Origin of the sequence: Bacillus cereus group sp. N11 (assembly GCF_016483605.1) — a bacterium.
In the GTDB taxonomy this organism is placed as follows: Bacteria; Bacillota; Bacilli; order Bacillales; family Bacillaceae_G; genus Bacillus_A; species Bacillus_A toyonensis.
In genome coordinates, this window is sequence record NZ_JAEHBN010000013.1 from 108,380 (window position 1) to 126,413 (window position 18,034).

The window sequence follows — 18,034 nt, forward strand, 5'->3', positions numbered from 1 at the left end:
ACTGTTTTAGCCGTGATGAATAATTGATTAAGGCTTTAATAGGTACTTAAAAGTGCCTTCATCACTTTAAAGTACGTACTATGCTTCATAATATAACCGTTTTATAATGACACTCGTAGCAAGAAGTCATAATGGTTTTAAGCTATGTTCAAAAAAACTTATTAACTAGTATAGTTTTTTGTTCAATTTTTTTAGTAGGAGATGTCTAGATGGTTGAAGAACTTTTTTATAAAAAAATACTTAAAAATCTTTTTTTAGATCCAGTTCAAATTACACTTTGGAATGGAGAAACAATCCAATATGGAGAAGGGGAACCTCAATTTCATGTAACATTCCATAAGCCGCTTTCCAAAAAAGAAATCGCTAAGGATCCTTCTATTGCATTCGGTGAAGCATATATGAATGGGGACCTTGAAATTGAGGGGAATCTTGAAAAAGCAATTCAATCTATTTATAAAAGGCAAGATAGCTTTTTAGGTGATAGTAAGTTGCAATATTTCAAAAGTAAATGGAATTTTTCAAAACAAAAAAATAAAGAAGATATAGCTCACCATTACGATATTGGGAACGATTTCTATAAATTATGGCTTGATGAAACAATGACGTATTCTTGTGCGTATTTTCAAAATGAGCAAGATTCTTTAACGACAGCTCAGCATAATAAAGTGAATCATATTTTGAAAAAGTTGAACCTTCAAAAAGGTGATACGCTATTAGATATTGGTTGCGGGTGGGGTGAGCTCATTACAGCTGCCGCTAAGCAGTACGGTGTGAAAGCGATGGGGGTAACGTTAAGTGAGGAACAATATGCTAAGACTTCCGAGCGAATTAAAAAAGAGGGACTTACGGATTTAGTTGAAGTATCTTTACTTGATTACCGCGATATTAAGAATCGTAAATTTGATAAAATTGTTAGTGTAGGTATGATTGAACATGTAGGGAAAGACAACATTACGCAATACTTTGAGACAGTGAATGAACTGCTAAACGATGGAGGAATTTCGCTTCTTCATTGTATTACTTCTCCGGCTAATGGTGGTGCTACGAATGGTTGGATTGAAAAGTATATATTCCCTGGCGGATATGTTCCTGCTGTTAACGAATTAATCACGAACATGACAAACGAACAATTTTTCATTGTTGATGTGGAAAGCTTACGCAGACATTACGAGAAAACATTACAACATTGGGCCCGAAATTTTGAAAACGTACTGGAGGAAGTTCGCAAAACGAAAGATGAGCGATTCATTCGTATGTGGCGCTTATATTTAAATGCATGTGCAGCTTCGTTCTTCACAGGTAATATTGATTTACATCAATTTGTATTTACAAAAGGCGTAAATGATACAATTCCTATGACACGTTCATATATGTATAAATAAGATCAAATAATCTCATCGTAAAAAAATATATATAAATTAACAGATATATAACTTAAAGTAAAAAGCCGGGATGAAAATCGAAAATGATTTCTATCTCGGTTTTTTATTTGGTATATAACTTTAAGTATAAAACTATATACTTTTTGTTTTGAAGGTATATAATAAATGTAGAAACAAAAATTTATGAGCAAGGAAGTTGAAGAACATGACATTAACAATGGGCTTTATCGGATTTGGGAAATCAGCTAACCGTTATCACTTACCTTATGTAAACACACGTAAAAATATAAAAGTAAAAACAATTTTTGCACGCCAAATTAATGAAGAATTAGCGGCTCCATATGCGGAGAAAGGTGTTTATTTCACTACTGATTTGGACGAATTGTTGAATGATGAAGAAATTCAAGTAGTGACAATCTGTACGCCAGCGCATACCCACTACGAATTGGCGAAAAAAGTTATACTTGCTGGGAAATCAGTTATCGTTGAAAAACCATTTTGCGATACAGTTGAACATGCGAAAGAATTATTAGCTTTAGGACGAGAGAAAGGTGTAGTAGTTATGCCTTATCAAAACCGTCGTTTTGATGGTGATTTCTTAGCTGTGAAGCAAGTTGTGGAACAAGGATTCCTCGGTGATATTGTTGAGGTCGAATCACATATTGATTATTTCCGTCCTGGTTCAATCACTCACGAAGGTCTAAAAGAAGAAGGTTCATTTTACAGTTTAGGTATTCATACGATGGACCGTATGATTTCACTATTCGGCCGTCCGGATACGGTGACATACGATATTCGTAATAATGAAGTGGAAGGTGCGGTTGATAATTATTTCGATGTTGGTCTACATTACGGCAATCAGCTGAAAATTAAATTGAAAACAAACCATGTTGTAGCGAAAGATTATCCACGCTTTATCGTTCATGGAACAAATGGTTCATTTATTAAATACGGTGAAGATCAGCAGGAAAATGATCTGAAAGCGGGTATTATGCCTGAGAGTGCAGGATTTGGTGAAGATTCGCCGATGTACTATGGAATTGCTAAATATCGTAACGCAAACGGTGATTGGATTGAAAAACAAATTAAAACGCCGCTTGGTGATTACGGTCGTTTCTATGATGCAGCGTATGAAACAATCGTAAATGGTGCACCAAAACTTGTGAAAGACGAAGAAGCAGTAACGAATATTGAAATCTTGGAAAACGGATTTGCTGCTCCATCACCTTCTGTTTACAAACTTGAGGCTTTACATTTGAATGAATAGAAGAGGGAATACAGTATAAAGGAGGTATGGAAATGGCAAGTGGATCAACACAAGTAAAATACCTCGGCATTTACCAAAAAATTAAACAGCAAATTTTAGACAGCGAATATAAAATTAACGAAAAAATCCCGAGTAGCCCCGTCCTTGCTGAAGAATTTAGCGTTTCAGCACTTACTATTAAAAAAGCGCTGGATTTGTTAGTCAGAGATGGCTACATCATCCGCAGGCGTGGAAGTGGAACCGTGGTTCAAGATTGGCGTCAACAGGAAAAGGCACGAATGATTCAAACTTTAACAGGTACGAAAGCTGTTTACGGCAGTGAGGTAGAAAGTAAAATTATCGAGTTTACGATTGTCGGTGCCGATGAAATTGTTGCTGAAAAATTGGGAGTTTTAATCGGTGATTTCGTCTATAAAATCATCCGCCTTCGAATCATCCACGGCATTCCGACGATTATGGAGCATACGTGGATGCCGATTTCGGTCATCCCAGGTGTTGAAGCTTCCGTTTTAGAGGAATCGATATACTCACACATTCAAAATAAACTTGGTCTTGAAGTAGGGACATCCGTTGTCAGGGTTAAAGGAGTTCGACCAGATGATCGAGAAAAGCAGTTTATGAACTTAACAAATCAAGATTTCCTAATGAGAGTTGAACAAGTGGCCTACTTAACGGATGGACGCACATTCGAGTACTCTTATGCCGATCATCTACCAGAAACCTTTGAATTTGAAACAGTTATTACCGCAAAAAGTTATAAAGAGACATAAAAAAGGTTGAGGCAAGTAGTGTCTCAACCTTTTTTTATGTCTTCGATAGAATTTACACAAATAGAGGAATAGGTATCCCGCTATTTGAGGGCAGTGAGACTCCCACCTCAAAATTCAGCGAAAGCAAAGAGGTTAGGTGGGAGTCTCACTGCCCATAAAAGCCCGATTGGTGAAGGCTAATAATCAGTGGGGGATGAACACCCCCCACTGATTAAAGTTTCACTTTATTATTCATCAGCTGTAATAAGCATGGATGTGTTCCCGTTTTTTTCAAGATGACCTTCTCCCCAAGCGCAGAGGGAATCGAGTATGGCTCCTAAAGATGAACCGTAATCTGTTAAAGAATACTCTACTTTCGGTGGTACTTGATCATATACTTTTCTTTGGATTACATCGTCTTCTTCCAGTTCACGTAATTGCTGTGTTAACATTTTTTGTGTAATACCAGGCATTAAACGTTTTAATTCACTCGTTCTTTTTGTTCCTTTTTTTAAATGACAAAGGATAACAACTTTCCACTTTCCACCAATAACTTCTAAAGTCGCTTCTACAGGAATATTATATGTTTTCATAAAAAAACTCCTTTGATGAATTTAGATGACAGTTTTGGGCCTACATACGTTTGAATACTAAAATTATTTCTTTTTAGTGCCTATAACACTTTAAAGTGCGTACTATTTATTGTGCTAAATATCGTTCATAATAACCAATGTAAGAGAGGAGTAAACAGAACATGACTAGAAAGTTTATATGTTACTTTTTAGTACCTATAATACTTTAAAGTGCGTACTATTTATTGTGCTAAATATATTCCATAATAACACATGTAAGCAAGAAATGAGTATAATATACTTTGAAGTGCATTTGAAATTGGTGAGAATAATAACTATGGGGACATTCACACAAAAGAAAACGATTTGTTACGTTGATAGATTTAATCCAAGACTTAACAGTTGATTAATCTAACTGTAAAGTTTAAAATTACAGTATAGTTTTAAGAAGTAAGTTGTCATCGTCTGTAAAATGTAGATACAGTAATTGTATGAAAGCATCATTTTAAAAGGAAACGGATAGTTGAGATAAATTAAACATTGTCGAATAAATAACATTACGTGAATTTGATTCTAAACTGTAATTTTTTTTAATACATTTCAATAATCCATATTTAAAATAATTGTACGTTTGATAAAGAACATTAAAGGAGTGAATAAAATATGGTGATTTTATATACGACAGCAAGCTGTGGTTCATGCCGAAAAGCAAAAGCATGGCTTGAAGAGAATCAAATTGATTATACCGAAAAAAATATCGTATCAAACTCTCTTACAGTCGATGAACTTAAATCAATTCTTCGTTTAACTGAAGAAGGGGCTACTGAAATTATTTCAACTAGATCCAAAATTTTTCAGGAATTAAATATAAATATCGAGGCGCTTTCGCTTAATGAATTTTATAAATTAATAATTGAGTATCCTCAAATGTTGCGCCGCCCAATAATGTTGGATGAAAAAAGATTGCAGATTGGTTTTAACGAGGAAGAAATTCGTAAATTTTTACCACGTAGCGTTCGAACAGTTCTGAACATAGAATTGCAAAAGTTGGCTAATTAATAAGTAATATTTCTTAAAGGGAATTTTTGAAAGGAGGAAGCAAGAGATGATTGAAGTATGCGTTACAGTGAATTATAAAAATAGAAACTATCAAACAAATGTTATTGTGAGCAAAGATACGATCTGGACAAAAATTAAACAGTTGGCAGAAGAACAAGTCAAGAAACAGTGGGGTTTTTAAGTTTGATTATTTAAAAAGTGAAGTTATAGGTTAGAGATTCTAGCTAAATCCAAAATTTTTCAGGGATTAAATATAAATAAGTGAAATTTTTTGAAAGGAGGAAGCAAGAGATGATTGAAGTATGCGTTACAGTGAATTATAAAAATAGAAATTATCAAACAAATGTTATTGTGAGCAAAGATACAATCTGGACAAAAATTAAACAGTTGGCAGAAGAACAAGTCAAGAAACAGTGGGATTTTTAAAATTATTTTTAGACTTAAAAAACATAAATGATAATAGGTAGTTCAAAAAGATAAATGTAACTAATAGACATCGGTGAGCTCGTATAGAATATAAATGAATGTATTTCTTCATAGTAAAAATTATTTATAAATCTTAACGTTTGACAAACCTATCTGTAATATTTATAGTTACAGTAAGTTGAAAAGTGATTAGCAATTTATATCGTAGGAGGAAGACCATGAACAGTGACTTTACCTTGGCCATTCACAGTTTAACTTATTTAGCACTACAGCCAGACCGGATGTCAACAAGCAATGCTATTTCAGAAAGTGCAGGTGTTCATCCAGTACGCATTCGCAAAGTGCTAAGTTTGTTAAAAAAACATAAGTTTATACAATCAAAAGAGGGAATTGGTGGAGGTTTTATTTTCGCTCGAGATTTAAGTGAAGTTAATCTCTGGCATATTTATCAAATAACCTCAGAAGGTGCTTTGCAACCTAAATGTCCAGAATCGAATGACCAGTGTATTGTAGGCTCGAATATGCGAAAAGTTCTTTTCACTATTTTCTTAGGTGCTGAAGAACATCTAGGTGAATATTTAAAGAACTATACGATGAAAGAAGTAGTCGATCTAATCAATCAAGAACGATAAACGGCTTAATTTCTATATAGCCGTGGAGTTCTTAATGTCTAAATGTAATGAAAAACATTACAGTTCGAGTTGTTTTGTGTATCTTGTTTGTCGTCTCTAAAAAACGAGGAACGAATCCTAATAAATTAATACTAAAATCATTTCTAGGAAGGTGAAAAAGTATGATGTCAAATAATCCTGTTTTAAAAGTAGGAGATTGGGTTCGAGGAATATCAGTAGAGGGTGAATTAATACTTGGTTATATTGAATCATTTGATCATGTAGGGGAAGTAGTTAAGGTTAATGTTGTTAAATGTGACAACAGGGATACAATAAGTAGAACAATGTCCTTTTTAAGTAAACACGTAAAAAAACTCCCTGAATCAAAAGCAATAAACAAGGAACAAATCCTTTATCTTATAGACCTTGCATTATTAACAGGGGATGAAGAATGGTTTATCAAGCTTTCTTCCAAATTAAATTCGATAAACGAGCTAGTGAATGGGGGAGTTTAAAAATTATATTAAATATAATTTCTTTTGGAATCTTTAGTTGTGATAAAATCAATTGTATTGTGTGAAAAAAAACCATTAAATTAGGGAGTTCAGGAGAAATTTAATAACATGATTTATAAAATTAATATTTTAAAGTAAAAGCATTTCTTTGTAATGAGAAATGCTTTTTATTTTTGTTGAAATGAAAAGGATATTTTGTTAACAATAATAATATAATAAAAAACAACTAATATTTATCGTTAAAAAATAAATTATGTGATAAAATCATTTTGTTATTAAATAAGCGAGGTGCTTTTATGAAACAAGTTACGACACTCTTTTTAAAGCTAGCTATTATTTTTATAGGAATCCTAGTCCTTGTATTGTGCATATTTTTGGTGCCTAAGATTGGGGATTTTGCTGGAGAATTGTATCCAAATATTGCTTATATGAAATCTCTCGTTTTAATCGATATGTACGCGGCAGCGATACCTTTTTACCTTGCTCTGTATCAAGCATTTAAACTTTTAAGCTATATTGATAAGAACGAAGCGTTCTCGGAATTATCGGTAAAGGCTTTAAAGAATATTAAATACAGTGCCCTCACGATTAGTACCTTGTACTTGCTAGGTATGCCACTCTACTATCTTATGGCGGCAAGAGTTGACCCTCCAAGTTTTATACCAATTGGATTGGTTATTATTTTCGCCTCTATGGTAATTGCCGTTTTTGCTGCTGTTCTACAAAGACTTTTACAAGAAGCTATTAATATAAAATCAGAAAATGATTTAACGGTCTGAGGTGGAGGATATGGCAATCATTATTAATATTGATGTGATGTTAGCAAAACGAAAAATGAGCGTAACGGAGCTTTCAGAGAGGGTTGGGATTACGATGGCAAATCTTTCTATTTTGAAAAACGGGAAAGCAAAAGCGGTTCGTTTTTCAACATTAGAAGCGATATGTAAGACTTTGAATTGTCAACCAGGTGATATTTTGGAGTATAAAAGAGACGAAGAGAATCAATAAAAATAGACAATGATTATTTTGTAAATAAGCCTTCCATATGGGAGGCTTATTATATTTTTCGGCTTAGCGTAGTTTTTGTAAAATGCTAGCGGGTTTCCTTATTGTCATCAAGTTAAAAAACGTATTGTCCGAAAAATGAGTTCAATTCTTATAGAAAACTTTGGTGGAAAAGAGATATCCCTTTCCAATAAATGTATATAAATTCGATATTAATAATATATATCCCGAAAATTTATTTTTCTATTTTGGAAATATATTCATTAATTATTTATTACAATAGTTTTAGTGTATGAGGTGGAATGTATTAAATAACTAGTATATCTTAAAGTAATGGAAAAAATTACTGCATTATGGATGAAATTCATTATATATTGAAAATTTTTCCTGGTGAAAAATCTGAAAATATAAAAATATTAATTTTATAAATATACACGTTATAATGAGGGCGTCGAGAGAAATTTTATTATCTCTGGAGAAAATATAAAAAATGCGATTACTAGTAAGAAAGGTGTGTGATTAGAGGCGGAAATGTATGTAAAGTGCTTCAGTGGCTTGTGTAATCAATACCATAAATGCTGCCGAAGTTATTAAAGTGATGTGTAGAATTGAGAAAGAAATGCCTCATAAATGAAGAGAGGCCGGTTTAGCTGAAATTACTGTTATAAGTAAAAAAAGAGAAACCACTAAAGTAATACACTGTTATTAGAAATGTTGCAACGTATTTATGAAGTCTATTCTATATTGTTCTCTTAAGGGTTCTTTATATAAAGAGCGGATACTACGAGTAAACTTTTTTGTTAACGCTAACAATTATATTAGGACGCTAACTAGCGAATGTTTCAATTTGGATTCATTATGATGAAGGACATGCAATGTGGGGCAACTTGTAAGGAATTCATTTTCCAAAAAAGGAAGATATTCGTTAGCTATAAAGAGAGACGTAAGAATAGGATACAAGGGGGAGTTATTATATGAACGGGAATACTGCAAAGAAAATAGAAGTTCAAGCTGAAAATACCGCACTAAAAAATGAGCAATATGCAGATCCGAAAAAGTGGCATAAGCAGGATACTACATGGGCATTGAGCCTATTTGGAACTGCAATTGGAGCAGGGGTGCTCTTTTTACCGATTAATGCAGGTTCAGGTGGTTTATTATCATTACTACTAATTACATTGCTTGCATATCCAGTTATGTATTACTCACATAGGGCACTTGCTAAAATGATATACGCTTCTAATTCTGCTGATGAGGGGATCACAGGTACAATTAGAGAGTATTTCGGAAATAAAGCGAGTATCATTTTTAACATCGTATATTTCGGTTCAATTTATACAATCGTACTAATGTATTCGGTTGCGCTTACAAATACTGCAAGTAGTTTTATCGTGCATCAATTGCACATGCCAGAACCTCCAAGGGCTATTTTATCACTTGTATTAGTTCTTGGTCTTATCGCTATACTGAATTTTGGTCAAGATATTACTGTAAAGGTAATGAGTATGCTAGTGTATCCTTTCATAGCTTCTCTACTTTTTATCGCAATATCTTTAATTCCACAGTGGAATACGTCAATGCTTAGTTTTTCAGCTGTTTCTACTGCTTCAACAGGTACAGGCTATTTTGGAACGATATTAATGATTCTACCAATCATCGTATTCTCATTTAATCATTCACCTATGATTTCATCATTTGTTGTGAAACAGAGAGCTACGTATGGAATAGAAGCTACTGATGCTAAATGTGCGCAAATACAAAAAGTTTGTTATATCATGACATTCGCTGTAGTTATGTTCTTCGTTTGGAGTAGTACATTAAGCTTGACTCCAGAGGATTTAAAAATGGCAAAAGAGCAAAACTTATCAATCCTTTCATATCTTGCTAATGAGCTTAATTCACCTGTAATCACGATTGCAGCTCCAATCATTGCTTTTGTGGCTATTACAAAATCTTTCCTTGGCCATTATATCGGAGCATTTGAAGTAATGCGTGACATGATTATTAAGTTCGGTAAATCACGTGGAAAAGATATAGAAGAAAAAACAATTAAGACAATCGTCCTTACTTTTGTTGTATTATCATGCTGGTTTGTTGCTTATACAAATCCAAGTATTCTTGGACTTATTGATTCTCTAAGCGGTCCATTAGTTGCTGCTATCTTATGTCTATTACCGATGTATGCAATCAATAAAGTACCAGTACTAGCTAAATACAAAGGGAAAATGAGTAACGTATTTGTTATTATTGTAGGTGTACTTACTGTTTTAGCAAGTATTAAGTCATTATTCTAATTCACGATTGTTAGTTTTAGTGTGAAAATAGTGGACACGAAAAACTTTTTGGACAAACTTCTCAAGTTGGAGAGTTTGTCCTTTTTTATTCAATCTATCAACTTAGCGACAAAAAGCCACCTTTCATATATTAGGTGGCTTTTTCGGTATTAATATATTTTAATTATTCACGTCTGAATGGACCTTTTGGAGCAATTAGTTCTAAATTAGTACCATCTGGATCACGGAAGTAGGCAACGCCTGTACCAAATCCAGATTTCAAGCCGTCTTCTTCTTGAAAGACAATTGGATTTCCATCTGGTTCTACTCCAATTGCTTTTAGACGTTCTACAGCAGCATCGATATCTTCTACTTCAAAACAAAGATGCATCGCACTAATTTGATTATTTGAGTAAGATGCTTTATCTGATTTAGGGACAACGTATTCTAGAATATCGATATTCAAATTGTCTAAGTGAAGGTTGGCGTATTTAATACGAGTATCTTCAAGTCCTTGAGTTTGCGCCATTCTCTTTCCGCCAATTTCATCGATGTTTGATACTTTCTTACCTGTTAATGCTTCGTAAAAAACGATAGATTTTTCTAAATTACTTACTGTAATTCCGACGTGATTTACTTGTGAAAAGCTTGCTGTTTTTTCACCCATTTTTGTTGCCTCCTATTTTTAGGTGGTGTAATGTATTCGTTTCACCAATCTTTTACTGTAATTAAAATGAGCTTTTAGTAGAAGTTCTATTCTATGTCTTTTGTAACAACACACGAGAAATATAAGAGTGTTTTTTAATCAGAAAAGAATCTAGTATCCGCTAGATTCTTTTATTTTTCGTTTGTCTTGATACAAAAATTTGATGAATTTAAATTACAGCCATTGAGCAAAAAAGTTTGATATGAAAAATATTATTCTTTAGTACATACATTTTTAAGATGTTAAATATATTTCATAATAGTCTCTGTAAGATAGGGATAAGTAAAATAGTACTTTAAAGTACCTATAGCACTTTAAAGTGCGTACTTTTTATAACTTTGAATATCATTCATAATAGCACCAGTAAGAAGAAAATAAGCTTTACGGTACTAGCTACTTGATGTTACAGCAGTTTATTTAGATTCAGATTGATTGAAAGTTGATACTTTAGAATTCAATAATTGCCCGAAATACCAGAGTGGCATAACACGATTATGGAGGTTAAAGATATGACTAATTCAAATTTGAATGAAATAAGTAAACAAATTGTAAAAGAGGAAGAAACACTTCAATTTACCTCTTTTACAAATGAAGATGCCTTGCAACTAGGCTTATTTATCGTTGAAACAGCAAAGCGAGAGGGGAAATTGATTGCTGTTGATATAACGAAAAATGGTGTGCAATTATTTCATTTCAAGATGACAGGGACAAATGAGGAAAATACGAAATGGATTGAGCGTAAAAAACGAGTCGTTTCCCTGCATGACCGTAGCTCATATTATATGCAGATACAAAGTGAAATAACTGGAGTCTCATATAATGAAAAATATCTTTTAGATACTTCGGAATACGCTGCGTTTGGTGGATGTTTTCCTATCAGAATAAAAAACGTAGGGGTTATTGGAATGATAACAGTTTCAGGATTACCACCAGAAGAAGATCACGAATTGGTAGTAAGAGCAGTTAAAAATCATTTGAACTAATCGTTGTAGTTAATGAATAAATAATTAATTTTAGGGGGCAATACTATGCCATTAATTGAACTAAATACTTGGCCAACCATGTCAACAGAAGAAAAGAAGGAATTCATTTATAATGTAACGGAACTTACAATAAAACGATTAAAAATTGTCCCTGACAAAATTCAAGTGTTAATCACGGAACTTGAGAAAGAAAATTGGGGGAAAGCTGGAGCTGTAGCAAGTGATGCTACCTTTTCTGAGAAAAGTAGGGTGTCCAATTGGGAAACAAAAGGGTCTTATGGTACACCGGATAGTAACGTTGATGGAATGGGTATCATTAAGATTGATATATGGAATACATTTGATCAAGAGACAAAGGATAAGTGGGTAAACGAACTTACACAATTAACCTCTAAATATACACATGCACCTTTGGATAAAGTGCTAATTCTTATTCGTGAAATGATTCCAGGAAACTGGGGACAAAGCGGTGTAACAGGAGCCGATAAAGACTTTCTTTCTAAAAGTCGTACATTTTAATGATTAAATAAAAAAGGCAAAAATGAACATATTTCTGTTCGTTTCTGCCTTTTTTTATTTGTCTGCGGTAATGAATATGATCTTTTACATTTTCAAGTAATATCCTCTAAAGTCACCTCTACTGGAAGAGTGTATTTCTTTATATGAAACCCTTCTTCGTTGAATGTAGATGTCAATTTTTGAGCAAAATAAGCTAGGTTATGTAAATGTTACTTTTTAGTACCTATAGTACTTTAAAGTACGTACTTTTTATTAGGATCAATATAATGCATAATAGCACATGTAAGAGAGAAACAAGCTTTACGGTACTAGTAACTAACTATGTTACTTTTAGTACCTACAGCACTTTAAAGTACGTACTGTTAATTATGTTAAATACATTTCATAATAGTATTTGTAAGAGCGGAGTGAGAAATGAGAAGTACGGTACTAAAAAGTACGGTACTAAAAAGTGCCTACAGTACTTTAAAGTGCGTTCTTTAAAAAGAGAATGAAACCATTCATAATAGCGTTTGTAGAGATAAAATATATTTTTTGAAAGATAAAAGGGCCTTTTTATCGCACTATTATGATAGGAATTGTAGGGGAGAGGGGAAACTCAATTGAATTCATATACAGCATCGTCTTCAGAAGTTCAGACGAATCGAAGAAGTATATTTGCGTTATTAGCGCTAGCGATTAGTGCGTTCGGGATTGGGACAACTGAATTTGTTAGTGTCGGTTTATTACCATCTATTTCGGAAGATTTACATGTGTCGGTGACAACAGCTGGTTTAACCGTTTCTTTATATGCGTTAGGCGTAGCATTTGGTGCTCCAGTATTAACGTCGTTAACAGCTAATATGTCACGAAAAACGTTATTAATGTGGATTATGATTATTTTCATTATTGGTAACGGAATTGCAGCTGTCGCAACAAGCTTCACTGTATTACTTATTGCGAGAATTGTGTCTGCGCTTTCGCATGGTGTGTTTATGTCAATTGGTTCAACGATTGCTGCGGCACTTGTACCAGAAAATAAACGTGCTAGCGCGATTGCGATTATGTTTACTGGTGTAACAGTTGCAACTATTACAGGTGCACCAATTGGAACGTTTATCGGTCAACAATTTGGCTGGAGAACATCATTTTTAGCAATTGTGGTAATTGGAATTATTGCTTTAATCGCTAATAGTATTCTCATTCCATCTAATATGAAAAAAGGTTCGTCTGTATCATTCCGTGATCAATTTAAACTGATTACGAATGGAAGACTGTTACTTGTTTTCATCATTACTGCACTTGGATACGGCGGTACATTCGTAACATTTACGTATTTATCTCCGTTATTACAAGAAGTAACAGGATTTAAAGCTAATACGGTTACGATCATTTTATTAGTGTATGGAATCGCCATTGCGATAGGGAATGTGATTGGTGGAAAATTATCCAATCATAATCCAATTCGAGCGCTATTCTACATGTTCTTTATTCAAGCGATTATATTATTTGTTTTAACATTTACGGCACCATTTAAGGTAGCTGGGTTAATCACAATTATTTTAATGGGGCTATTCGCATTTATGAATGTTCCAGGGTTACAAGTATATGTCGTAATGTTAGCTGAACGATTTGTACCGAGTGCTGTCGATGTTGCATCGGCAATTAATATTGCAGCGTTTAATGCTGGGATTGCTCTTGGTGCTTATTTAGGCGGTATTGTAACGAACTCGTTAGGGTTAATTCATACAGCTTGGGTAGGCGGCATTATGGTAGTAGGTGCTGTTATTTTAACAGCATGGAGTATGACATTAGAAAAAAGAGATCAAGTAAAATAAAAGGAGAGAAAATAAAATGAAAAACTTACAAAGTAAAACAGTATTAAATAATGGTGTAGAAATGCCTTGGTTCGGTTTAGGTGTATTTAAAGTAGAAGAAGGACCAGAACTTGTAGAAGCAATTAAATCAGCGATTAAAGCAGGATACCGTAGCATCGATACAGCTGCAATTTACGGAAATGAAACAGCTGTAGGTGAAGGAATTCGTGCCGGTATTGAAGCAACTGGTATTTCAAGAGAAGAATTATTTATTACTTCAAAAGTATGGAACGCAGATCAAGGATATGAAGAAACAATTGCTGCATACGAAGAGAGTTTAAAAAAATTAAAACTAGATTATTTAGATTTATATCTTGTTCACTGGCCTGTAGAAGGGAAATATAAAGATACGTGGAGAGCGTTAGAAACACTTTATAAAGAAAAGCGTGTACGTGCAATTGGCGTAAGTAATTTCCAAATCCATCATCTGCAAGATGTAATAAAAGACGCAGAAATTAAGCCAATGATCAACCAAGTAGAATACCATCCTCGTTTAACACAAAAAGAATTACAAGCTTTCTGTAAAGAACAAGGTATTCAAATGGAAGCATGGTCACCACTAATGCAAGGTCAATTATTAGATAATGAAACATTACAAGAAATTGCTGAGAAACATGGTAAAACAACAGCGCAAGTGATTTTACGTTGGGATCTTCAAAATGGAGTGATTACAATTCCGAAATCAACGAAAGAGAACCGCATCATTGCAAATGCTGATGTATTTAACTTTGAATTAACGAAAGAAGATATGGAAAAAATCGATGCATTAAATCAAAATCACCGCGTTGGTCCAGATCCTGATAACTTTGATTTCTAATAGAAATGAGTAAAAAGAGTGCAAATTGCACTCTTTTTTTATTTTTTATTCAATAAAATGTTTCTGTTTATATTATGACTCTTAAATTGCTTTAGGCGATCTAAAGAACTGATTAACAGTATTAAAGTTTGACATAAAATAATGCATTCTATATTATGTATGCTATAGCATGCAAATTATAATTTATTTGGAGGGGGCATATAGACTTATATGAGTTAACAGGACATCTTGTTCATCGTACTGATGTGAAGTTAACAAATGATATAATGTAAGTTTTTAATCACATATTGCGTATAAAATTTACCATTTACATGCTATAGCATGTAAATAGAGCCTCTTAACTTGTAATGCTTAAAATTTAAATAATATAGTAGGAAATTCATGAAACGAGGAGATTTTAGCTATGGAAAAATTCATATTAGCGTTTGATAGAGAACTTGTAATTGCAGAAAGAAAAGATTCAACATGGAGTGTCCATTCGCAGTTTGTAGGTGTTAATCCAGTTGCTTTAGCTTCAGATCCATACGACCAAGAAAGAATATATTGTGGTACTTTTGATAGGGGATTATGGAGAAGTAAAGATGGAGGAAGTTCATGGGAAGCGATTGGTACGTTACCTTCCTTTGGTGAAGTGTTCCCAGCCAATGCTATTTATATGAGAGCTATTACAGCAGTTTCTGTATCTCCAGCGAAGGGTGATAACGGTAACGGGATCGTATATGTAGGAACTGAACCGAGCGCAATGTTTGTATCCAAAAATGGAGGAGACAGTTTTGAATTGCTAACGGATTATCGACAAATGCCATCGTATTCATCATGGTTCTTTCCTCAACGAACATATACACACCATGTAAAATACATTGAAATTGATGCTAATAATCCAGAAACCATTTATACGACTATTGAGGTTGGGGGATTAATTAAAAGTGTAGATGGCGGTATGACATGGACTGAGGAAAAAGAGGGGAATTATCCTCAAGATATTCACGTTCTTAAATCACATCGCAATGCACCGAATCGCTTATACGGGGTTTTAGGTGATTCATTCTTGAAAGAACCAGGTCACGAGTATGCGGAGAGCTGTGATGGAGGTAAAACTTGGGACTATATTTGTAGTGGGCTAAAGCATCATTACGCATATCAAATGGCAGTTAATCCTAATGATCCGGAAAATATTATTATTGCGACATCGTCAAATCCACACGTAGCACATGATTACAATAATGGAAATTGTGAATCATATATTTATAAGAAAGAAAAAGATCAGCCTTGGGCAGAAATGAATGCAGGTTTACCAACTCCCAAAGGCACAATCATACCAGTATTAAAGGCAACAAGTGATGGGACGTTCTATCTGTTTAGCAATAAAGGAGTGTATCAGTCAGTAGATGGTGGTTCAAATTGGGCGTCATTAGAGATTCCTTGGGAGAACAGATTTATGGAACAACATCCTTATGAGATGTTAATCATTAAATAAGTGACAGGTATAGTTTTAACTACTATTCGTTAAGAATGCTTAGCTGAATTTAAAATTAAAATGTATTAAGCCAGGTAATGTGTTATAAACGCTTCCTGGCTTTTTTATTGACTATAATAATGAGTCAATTTAACGCTATTATCTTTGGTGATTAAATTCATATTTGTGTAAATATGAAACAAACAGGATACATTAATAGAGAATGGATAAAATAGTACCGAATGATGATTAGATTTTATGAATGATGTTATAAGACGTTTTTTAGGTCAACTGAAGGAAGCAGTGTGTTTAGGTTCAGAATGATTGGTAATTGATGTTATGGAGTTCAATCATTAAAAAATGAAAGAATTTAAACGCATATTATCTTCGAGATGTATTTTTTGAAGGATATTAGAACTTAGGAGGAGATGACGTTATGACAAAAGATTTTTATACTGCACTGAAAGAAAGACGTACTTACTATGGAATTAATAAAGAGGTACAAGTATCAGATGAAAAAATTAAAGAAATCGTGGAGTTTGCTGTGAAATATACTCCATCCGCTTTCAATTCTCAAACTGCGCGAGTAGTTGTATTATTTGGTGAAGCTCATGATAAATTATGGGATATTACAACTGAAACATTAAGAAAAGTAGTTGGAGATGGAGATTTTTCAGGAACGCAACAAAAAATGGATTCCTTTAAAGCTGGTTATGGAACAGTGCTATTCTTTGAAGATGAGGCAATAGTGAAATCGCTTCAAGAAAAATTTGCTGCATATGCTGAAAACTTCCCAATTTGGTCACACCAAGCATCAGGTATGCACCAATTAGTCGTGTGGACGGGATTAGAAGCAGAGGGATTAGGGGCATCTTTACAACATTATAATCCATTAATCGACGATGAGGTAAAACAAGAATGGAATGTTCCTGCCAATTGGAAATTAATTGCACAAATGCCATTTGGTAATCCAACAGCTGCACCAGGAGAAAAAGAATTTCAACCGCTTGAAGAGCGTGTGAAATTTCATAAGTAATAAAGTGAAACTTTAATTAGTAGTGTCTTACTGTCCGCAAATAGCGAGGGAAGCTAACTGTATTGTGAAAATAAAACTGTTTCGTCAAAAAAAGTTTATTCGTTCTTTTTATTAATCGAGTATGTATGAATAAAAGGCGTTGAAAATATAATTTTAATCTTTAAAGGAACAAGGTTATCGTTTTGATCACCTTGTTTTATTTATTAAAAACGCTAAGTTTTCATAAATGCTTGAAAAACTAGCGTTTTAATCATAGGTATTTGTAATTTGATTACTTAAAACTATATACGAAAAAGCTTTTATACTATTCCTCAAGTTCTATCCATTCCTGTGACCATTCTTCTATTCCGCGAATAATAGTTTCTAAAGCAAATCCTTTTTGAGTTAAAGAATATTCTATACGAACTGGTGTCTCAGGAAAGACTTTACGTTCGACAATTCCTTCTAGTTCTAATTCTTTCAATCTTTCTGAAAGTAATCTTCCGCTAACAGGAAGAGAAGATTCAAGCGTACAAAAGCGCTGAGATCCAGAGAAAAGTTGGTAAATAATTAGTGCTGTCCATCGTTGACTAAAGAATTTCATTCCTTTTTCAAAGCGAGGGCATAATGTAGAATCATTCATTTTCCTTCACCTCCTAAAACAAATTATATAACATCTTACTATTAGTAACAAATGTTTTTATAATTAATTACTTGACGTAAATTAATTACGATTGTATACTCACTTACATAAAGTAACTAAATTGTTTTATGTAACTGAAGTTCTTTTCTTTAAATGGCCAAAGTTGTAATGATACATATT

The 18,034-nt window shown here is 33.5% G+C and carries 20 protein-coding genes; 17 read left to right on the forward strand and 3 right to left on the reverse strand.

The window, feature by feature from the left end; genetic code table 11:
• Window positions 1–209: 209 nt before the first annotated feature.
• From JDS98_RS20785 to JDS98_RS20795, 3 genes are all read left to right on the forward strand, one after another.
• Complete coding sequence (locus JDS98_RS20785) at window positions 210–1,382, forward strand: cyclopropane-fatty-acyl-phospholipid synthase (protein ID WP_098911666.1); 1,173 nt, start codon at window positions 210–212, stop codon at window positions 1,380–1,382.
• Between the two features lie 205 nt (window positions 1,383–1,587).
• Window positions 1,588–2,649, forward strand: coding sequence for an oxidoreductase (locus JDS98_RS20790; protein ID WP_000176622.1), 1,062 nt, complete (start codon window positions 1,588–1,590; stop codon window positions 2,647–2,649).
• A 32-nt stretch (window positions 2,650–2,681) separates the two neighbouring features.
• Window positions 2,682–3,419 (forward strand): GntR family transcriptional regulator, encoded by a 738-nt coding sequence (locus JDS98_RS20795; RefSeq protein WP_000146294.1) that lies wholly within the window; start codon window positions 2,682–2,684, stop codon window positions 3,417–3,419.
• Window positions 3,420–3,646: 227 nt separating this feature from the next.
• Here JDS98_RS20795 and JDS98_RS20800 read toward each other — a convergent pair whose 3' ends face one another.
• A complete protein-coding gene (locus tag JDS98_RS20800; RefSeq protein WP_000860824.1) occupies window positions 3,647–3,991 on the reverse strand; it encodes a winged helix-turn-helix transcriptional regulator in 345 nt (114 codons plus the stop codon).
• A 642-nt stretch (window positions 3,992–4,633) separates the two neighbouring features.
• On the opposite strand from JDS98_RS20800, the gene spxA reads away from it, so the two are divergent.
• The 8 genes from spxA (at window position 4,634) to JDS98_RS20840 (ending at window position 9,880) form a co-directional block, all read left to right on the forward strand.
• Window positions 4,634–5,029: a transcriptional regulator SpxA gene (gene spxA, locus JDS98_RS20805; RefSeq protein WP_000236192.1), complete on the forward strand. Its 396-nt coding sequence runs from the start codon at window positions 4,634–4,636 to the stop codon at window positions 5,027–5,029.
• 46 nt (window positions 5,030–5,075) lie between these two features.
• The gene (locus JDS98_RS20810) at window positions 5,076–5,210 is read left to right on the forward strand and encodes a BA3454 family stress response protein (protein WP_000573527.1); all 135 of its coding nucleotides are present in this window, start codon (window positions 5,076–5,078) and stop codon (window positions 5,208–5,210) included.
• A gap of 110 nt (window positions 5,211–5,320) precedes the next feature.
• Window positions 5,321–5,455, forward strand: a complete 135-nt coding sequence (locus tag JDS98_RS20815; protein WP_000573526.1) for a BA3454 family stress response protein — start codon at window positions 5,321–5,323, stop codon at window positions 5,453–5,455.
• A 218-nt stretch (window positions 5,456–5,673) separates the two neighbouring features.
• Window positions 5,674–6,087 (forward strand): Rrf2-family transcriptional regulator SaiR, encoded by a 414-nt coding sequence (saiR, locus tag JDS98_RS20820; protein WP_001083461.1) that lies wholly within the window; start codon window positions 5,674–5,676, stop codon window positions 6,085–6,087.
• Window positions 6,088–6,248: 161 nt separating this feature from the next.
• Window positions 6,249–6,581 carry an IDEAL domain-containing protein gene (locus JDS98_RS20825; protein ID WP_000987479.1) on the forward strand — a complete coding sequence of 111 codons (333 nt, stop codon included), beginning with the start codon at window positions 6,249–6,251 and terminating at the stop codon, window positions 6,579–6,581.
• A 296-nt stretch (window positions 6,582–6,877) separates the two neighbouring features.
• Window positions 6,878–7,360, forward strand: coding sequence for a DUF2975 domain-containing protein (locus JDS98_RS20830; RefSeq protein WP_087970325.1), 483 nt, complete (start codon window positions 6,878–6,880; stop codon window positions 7,358–7,360).
• Between the two features lie 10 nt (window positions 7,361–7,370).
• Window positions 7,371–7,589, forward strand: coding sequence for a helix-turn-helix domain-containing protein (locus tag JDS98_RS20835; protein WP_000974630.1), 219 nt, complete (start codon window positions 7,371–7,373; stop codon window positions 7,587–7,589).
• Window positions 7,590–8,560: 971 nt separating this feature from the next.
• On the forward strand, window positions 8,561–9,880 hold the full coding sequence (locus JDS98_RS20840; protein ID WP_001014167.1) for an aromatic amino acid transport family protein: 1,320 nt from the start codon (window positions 8,561–8,563) through the stop codon (window positions 9,878–9,880).
• A 163-nt stretch (window positions 9,881–10,043) separates the two neighbouring features.
• Here the strand turns inward: JDS98_RS20840 and JDS98_RS20845 are convergent, their stop codons facing one another.
• Window positions 10,044–10,526: a VOC family protein gene (locus JDS98_RS20845; protein WP_199634281.1), complete on the reverse strand. Its 483-nt coding sequence runs from the start codon at window positions 10,524–10,526 to the stop codon at window positions 10,044–10,046.
• Window positions 10,527–11,074: 548 nt separating this feature from the next.
• Between JDS98_RS20845 and JDS98_RS20850 the strand changes: the two genes are divergently transcribed.
• The 6 genes from JDS98_RS20850 (at window position 11,075) to JDS98_RS20875 (ending at window position 17,232) form a co-directional block, all read left to right on the forward strand.
• The gene (locus JDS98_RS20850; RefSeq protein WP_098911665.1) at window positions 11,075–11,548 is read left to right on the forward strand and encodes a heme-degrading domain-containing protein; all 474 of its coding nucleotides are present in this window, start codon (window positions 11,075–11,077) and stop codon (window positions 11,546–11,548) included.
• Window positions 11,549–11,593: 45 nt separating this feature from the next.
• Entirely contained in the window at window positions 11,594–12,067 is a 474-nt protein-coding gene (locus tag JDS98_RS20855; protein ID WP_097959812.1) for a tautomerase family protein, read from the forward strand.
• A 602-nt stretch (window positions 12,068–12,669) separates the two neighbouring features.
• Window positions 12,670–13,884: an MFS transporter gene (locus JDS98_RS20860; RefSeq protein ID WP_106080645.1), complete on the forward strand. Its 1,215-nt coding sequence runs from the start codon at window positions 12,670–12,672 to the stop codon at window positions 13,882–13,884.
• A 16-nt stretch (window positions 13,885–13,900) separates the two neighbouring features.
• Window positions 13,901–14,740, forward strand: a complete 840-nt coding sequence (locus JDS98_RS20865) for an aldo/keto reductase (RefSeq protein ID WP_098227170.1) — start codon at window positions 13,901–13,903, stop codon at window positions 14,738–14,740.
• Window positions 14,741–15,143: 403 nt separating this feature from the next.
• Window positions 15,144–16,217: a WD40/YVTN/BNR-like repeat-containing protein gene (locus tag JDS98_RS20870; protein WP_199634282.1), complete on the forward strand. Its 1,074-nt coding sequence runs from the start codon at window positions 15,144–15,146 to the stop codon at window positions 16,215–16,217.
• A gap of 415 nt (window positions 16,218–16,632) precedes the next feature.
• Window positions 16,633–17,232 (forward strand): nitroreductase family protein, encoded by a 600-nt coding sequence (locus JDS98_RS20875; protein ID WP_097959630.1) that lies wholly within the window; start codon window positions 16,633–16,635, stop codon window positions 17,230–17,232.
• Window positions 17,233–17,536: 304 nt separating this feature from the next.
• Here JDS98_RS20875 and JDS98_RS20880 read toward each other — a convergent pair whose 3' ends face one another.
• A complete protein-coding gene (locus JDS98_RS20880) occupies window positions 17,537–17,854 on the reverse strand; it encodes a winged helix-turn-helix transcriptional regulator (protein ID WP_001000106.1) in 318 nt (105 codons plus the stop codon).
• Window positions 17,855–18,034: the final 180 nt, after the last annotated feature.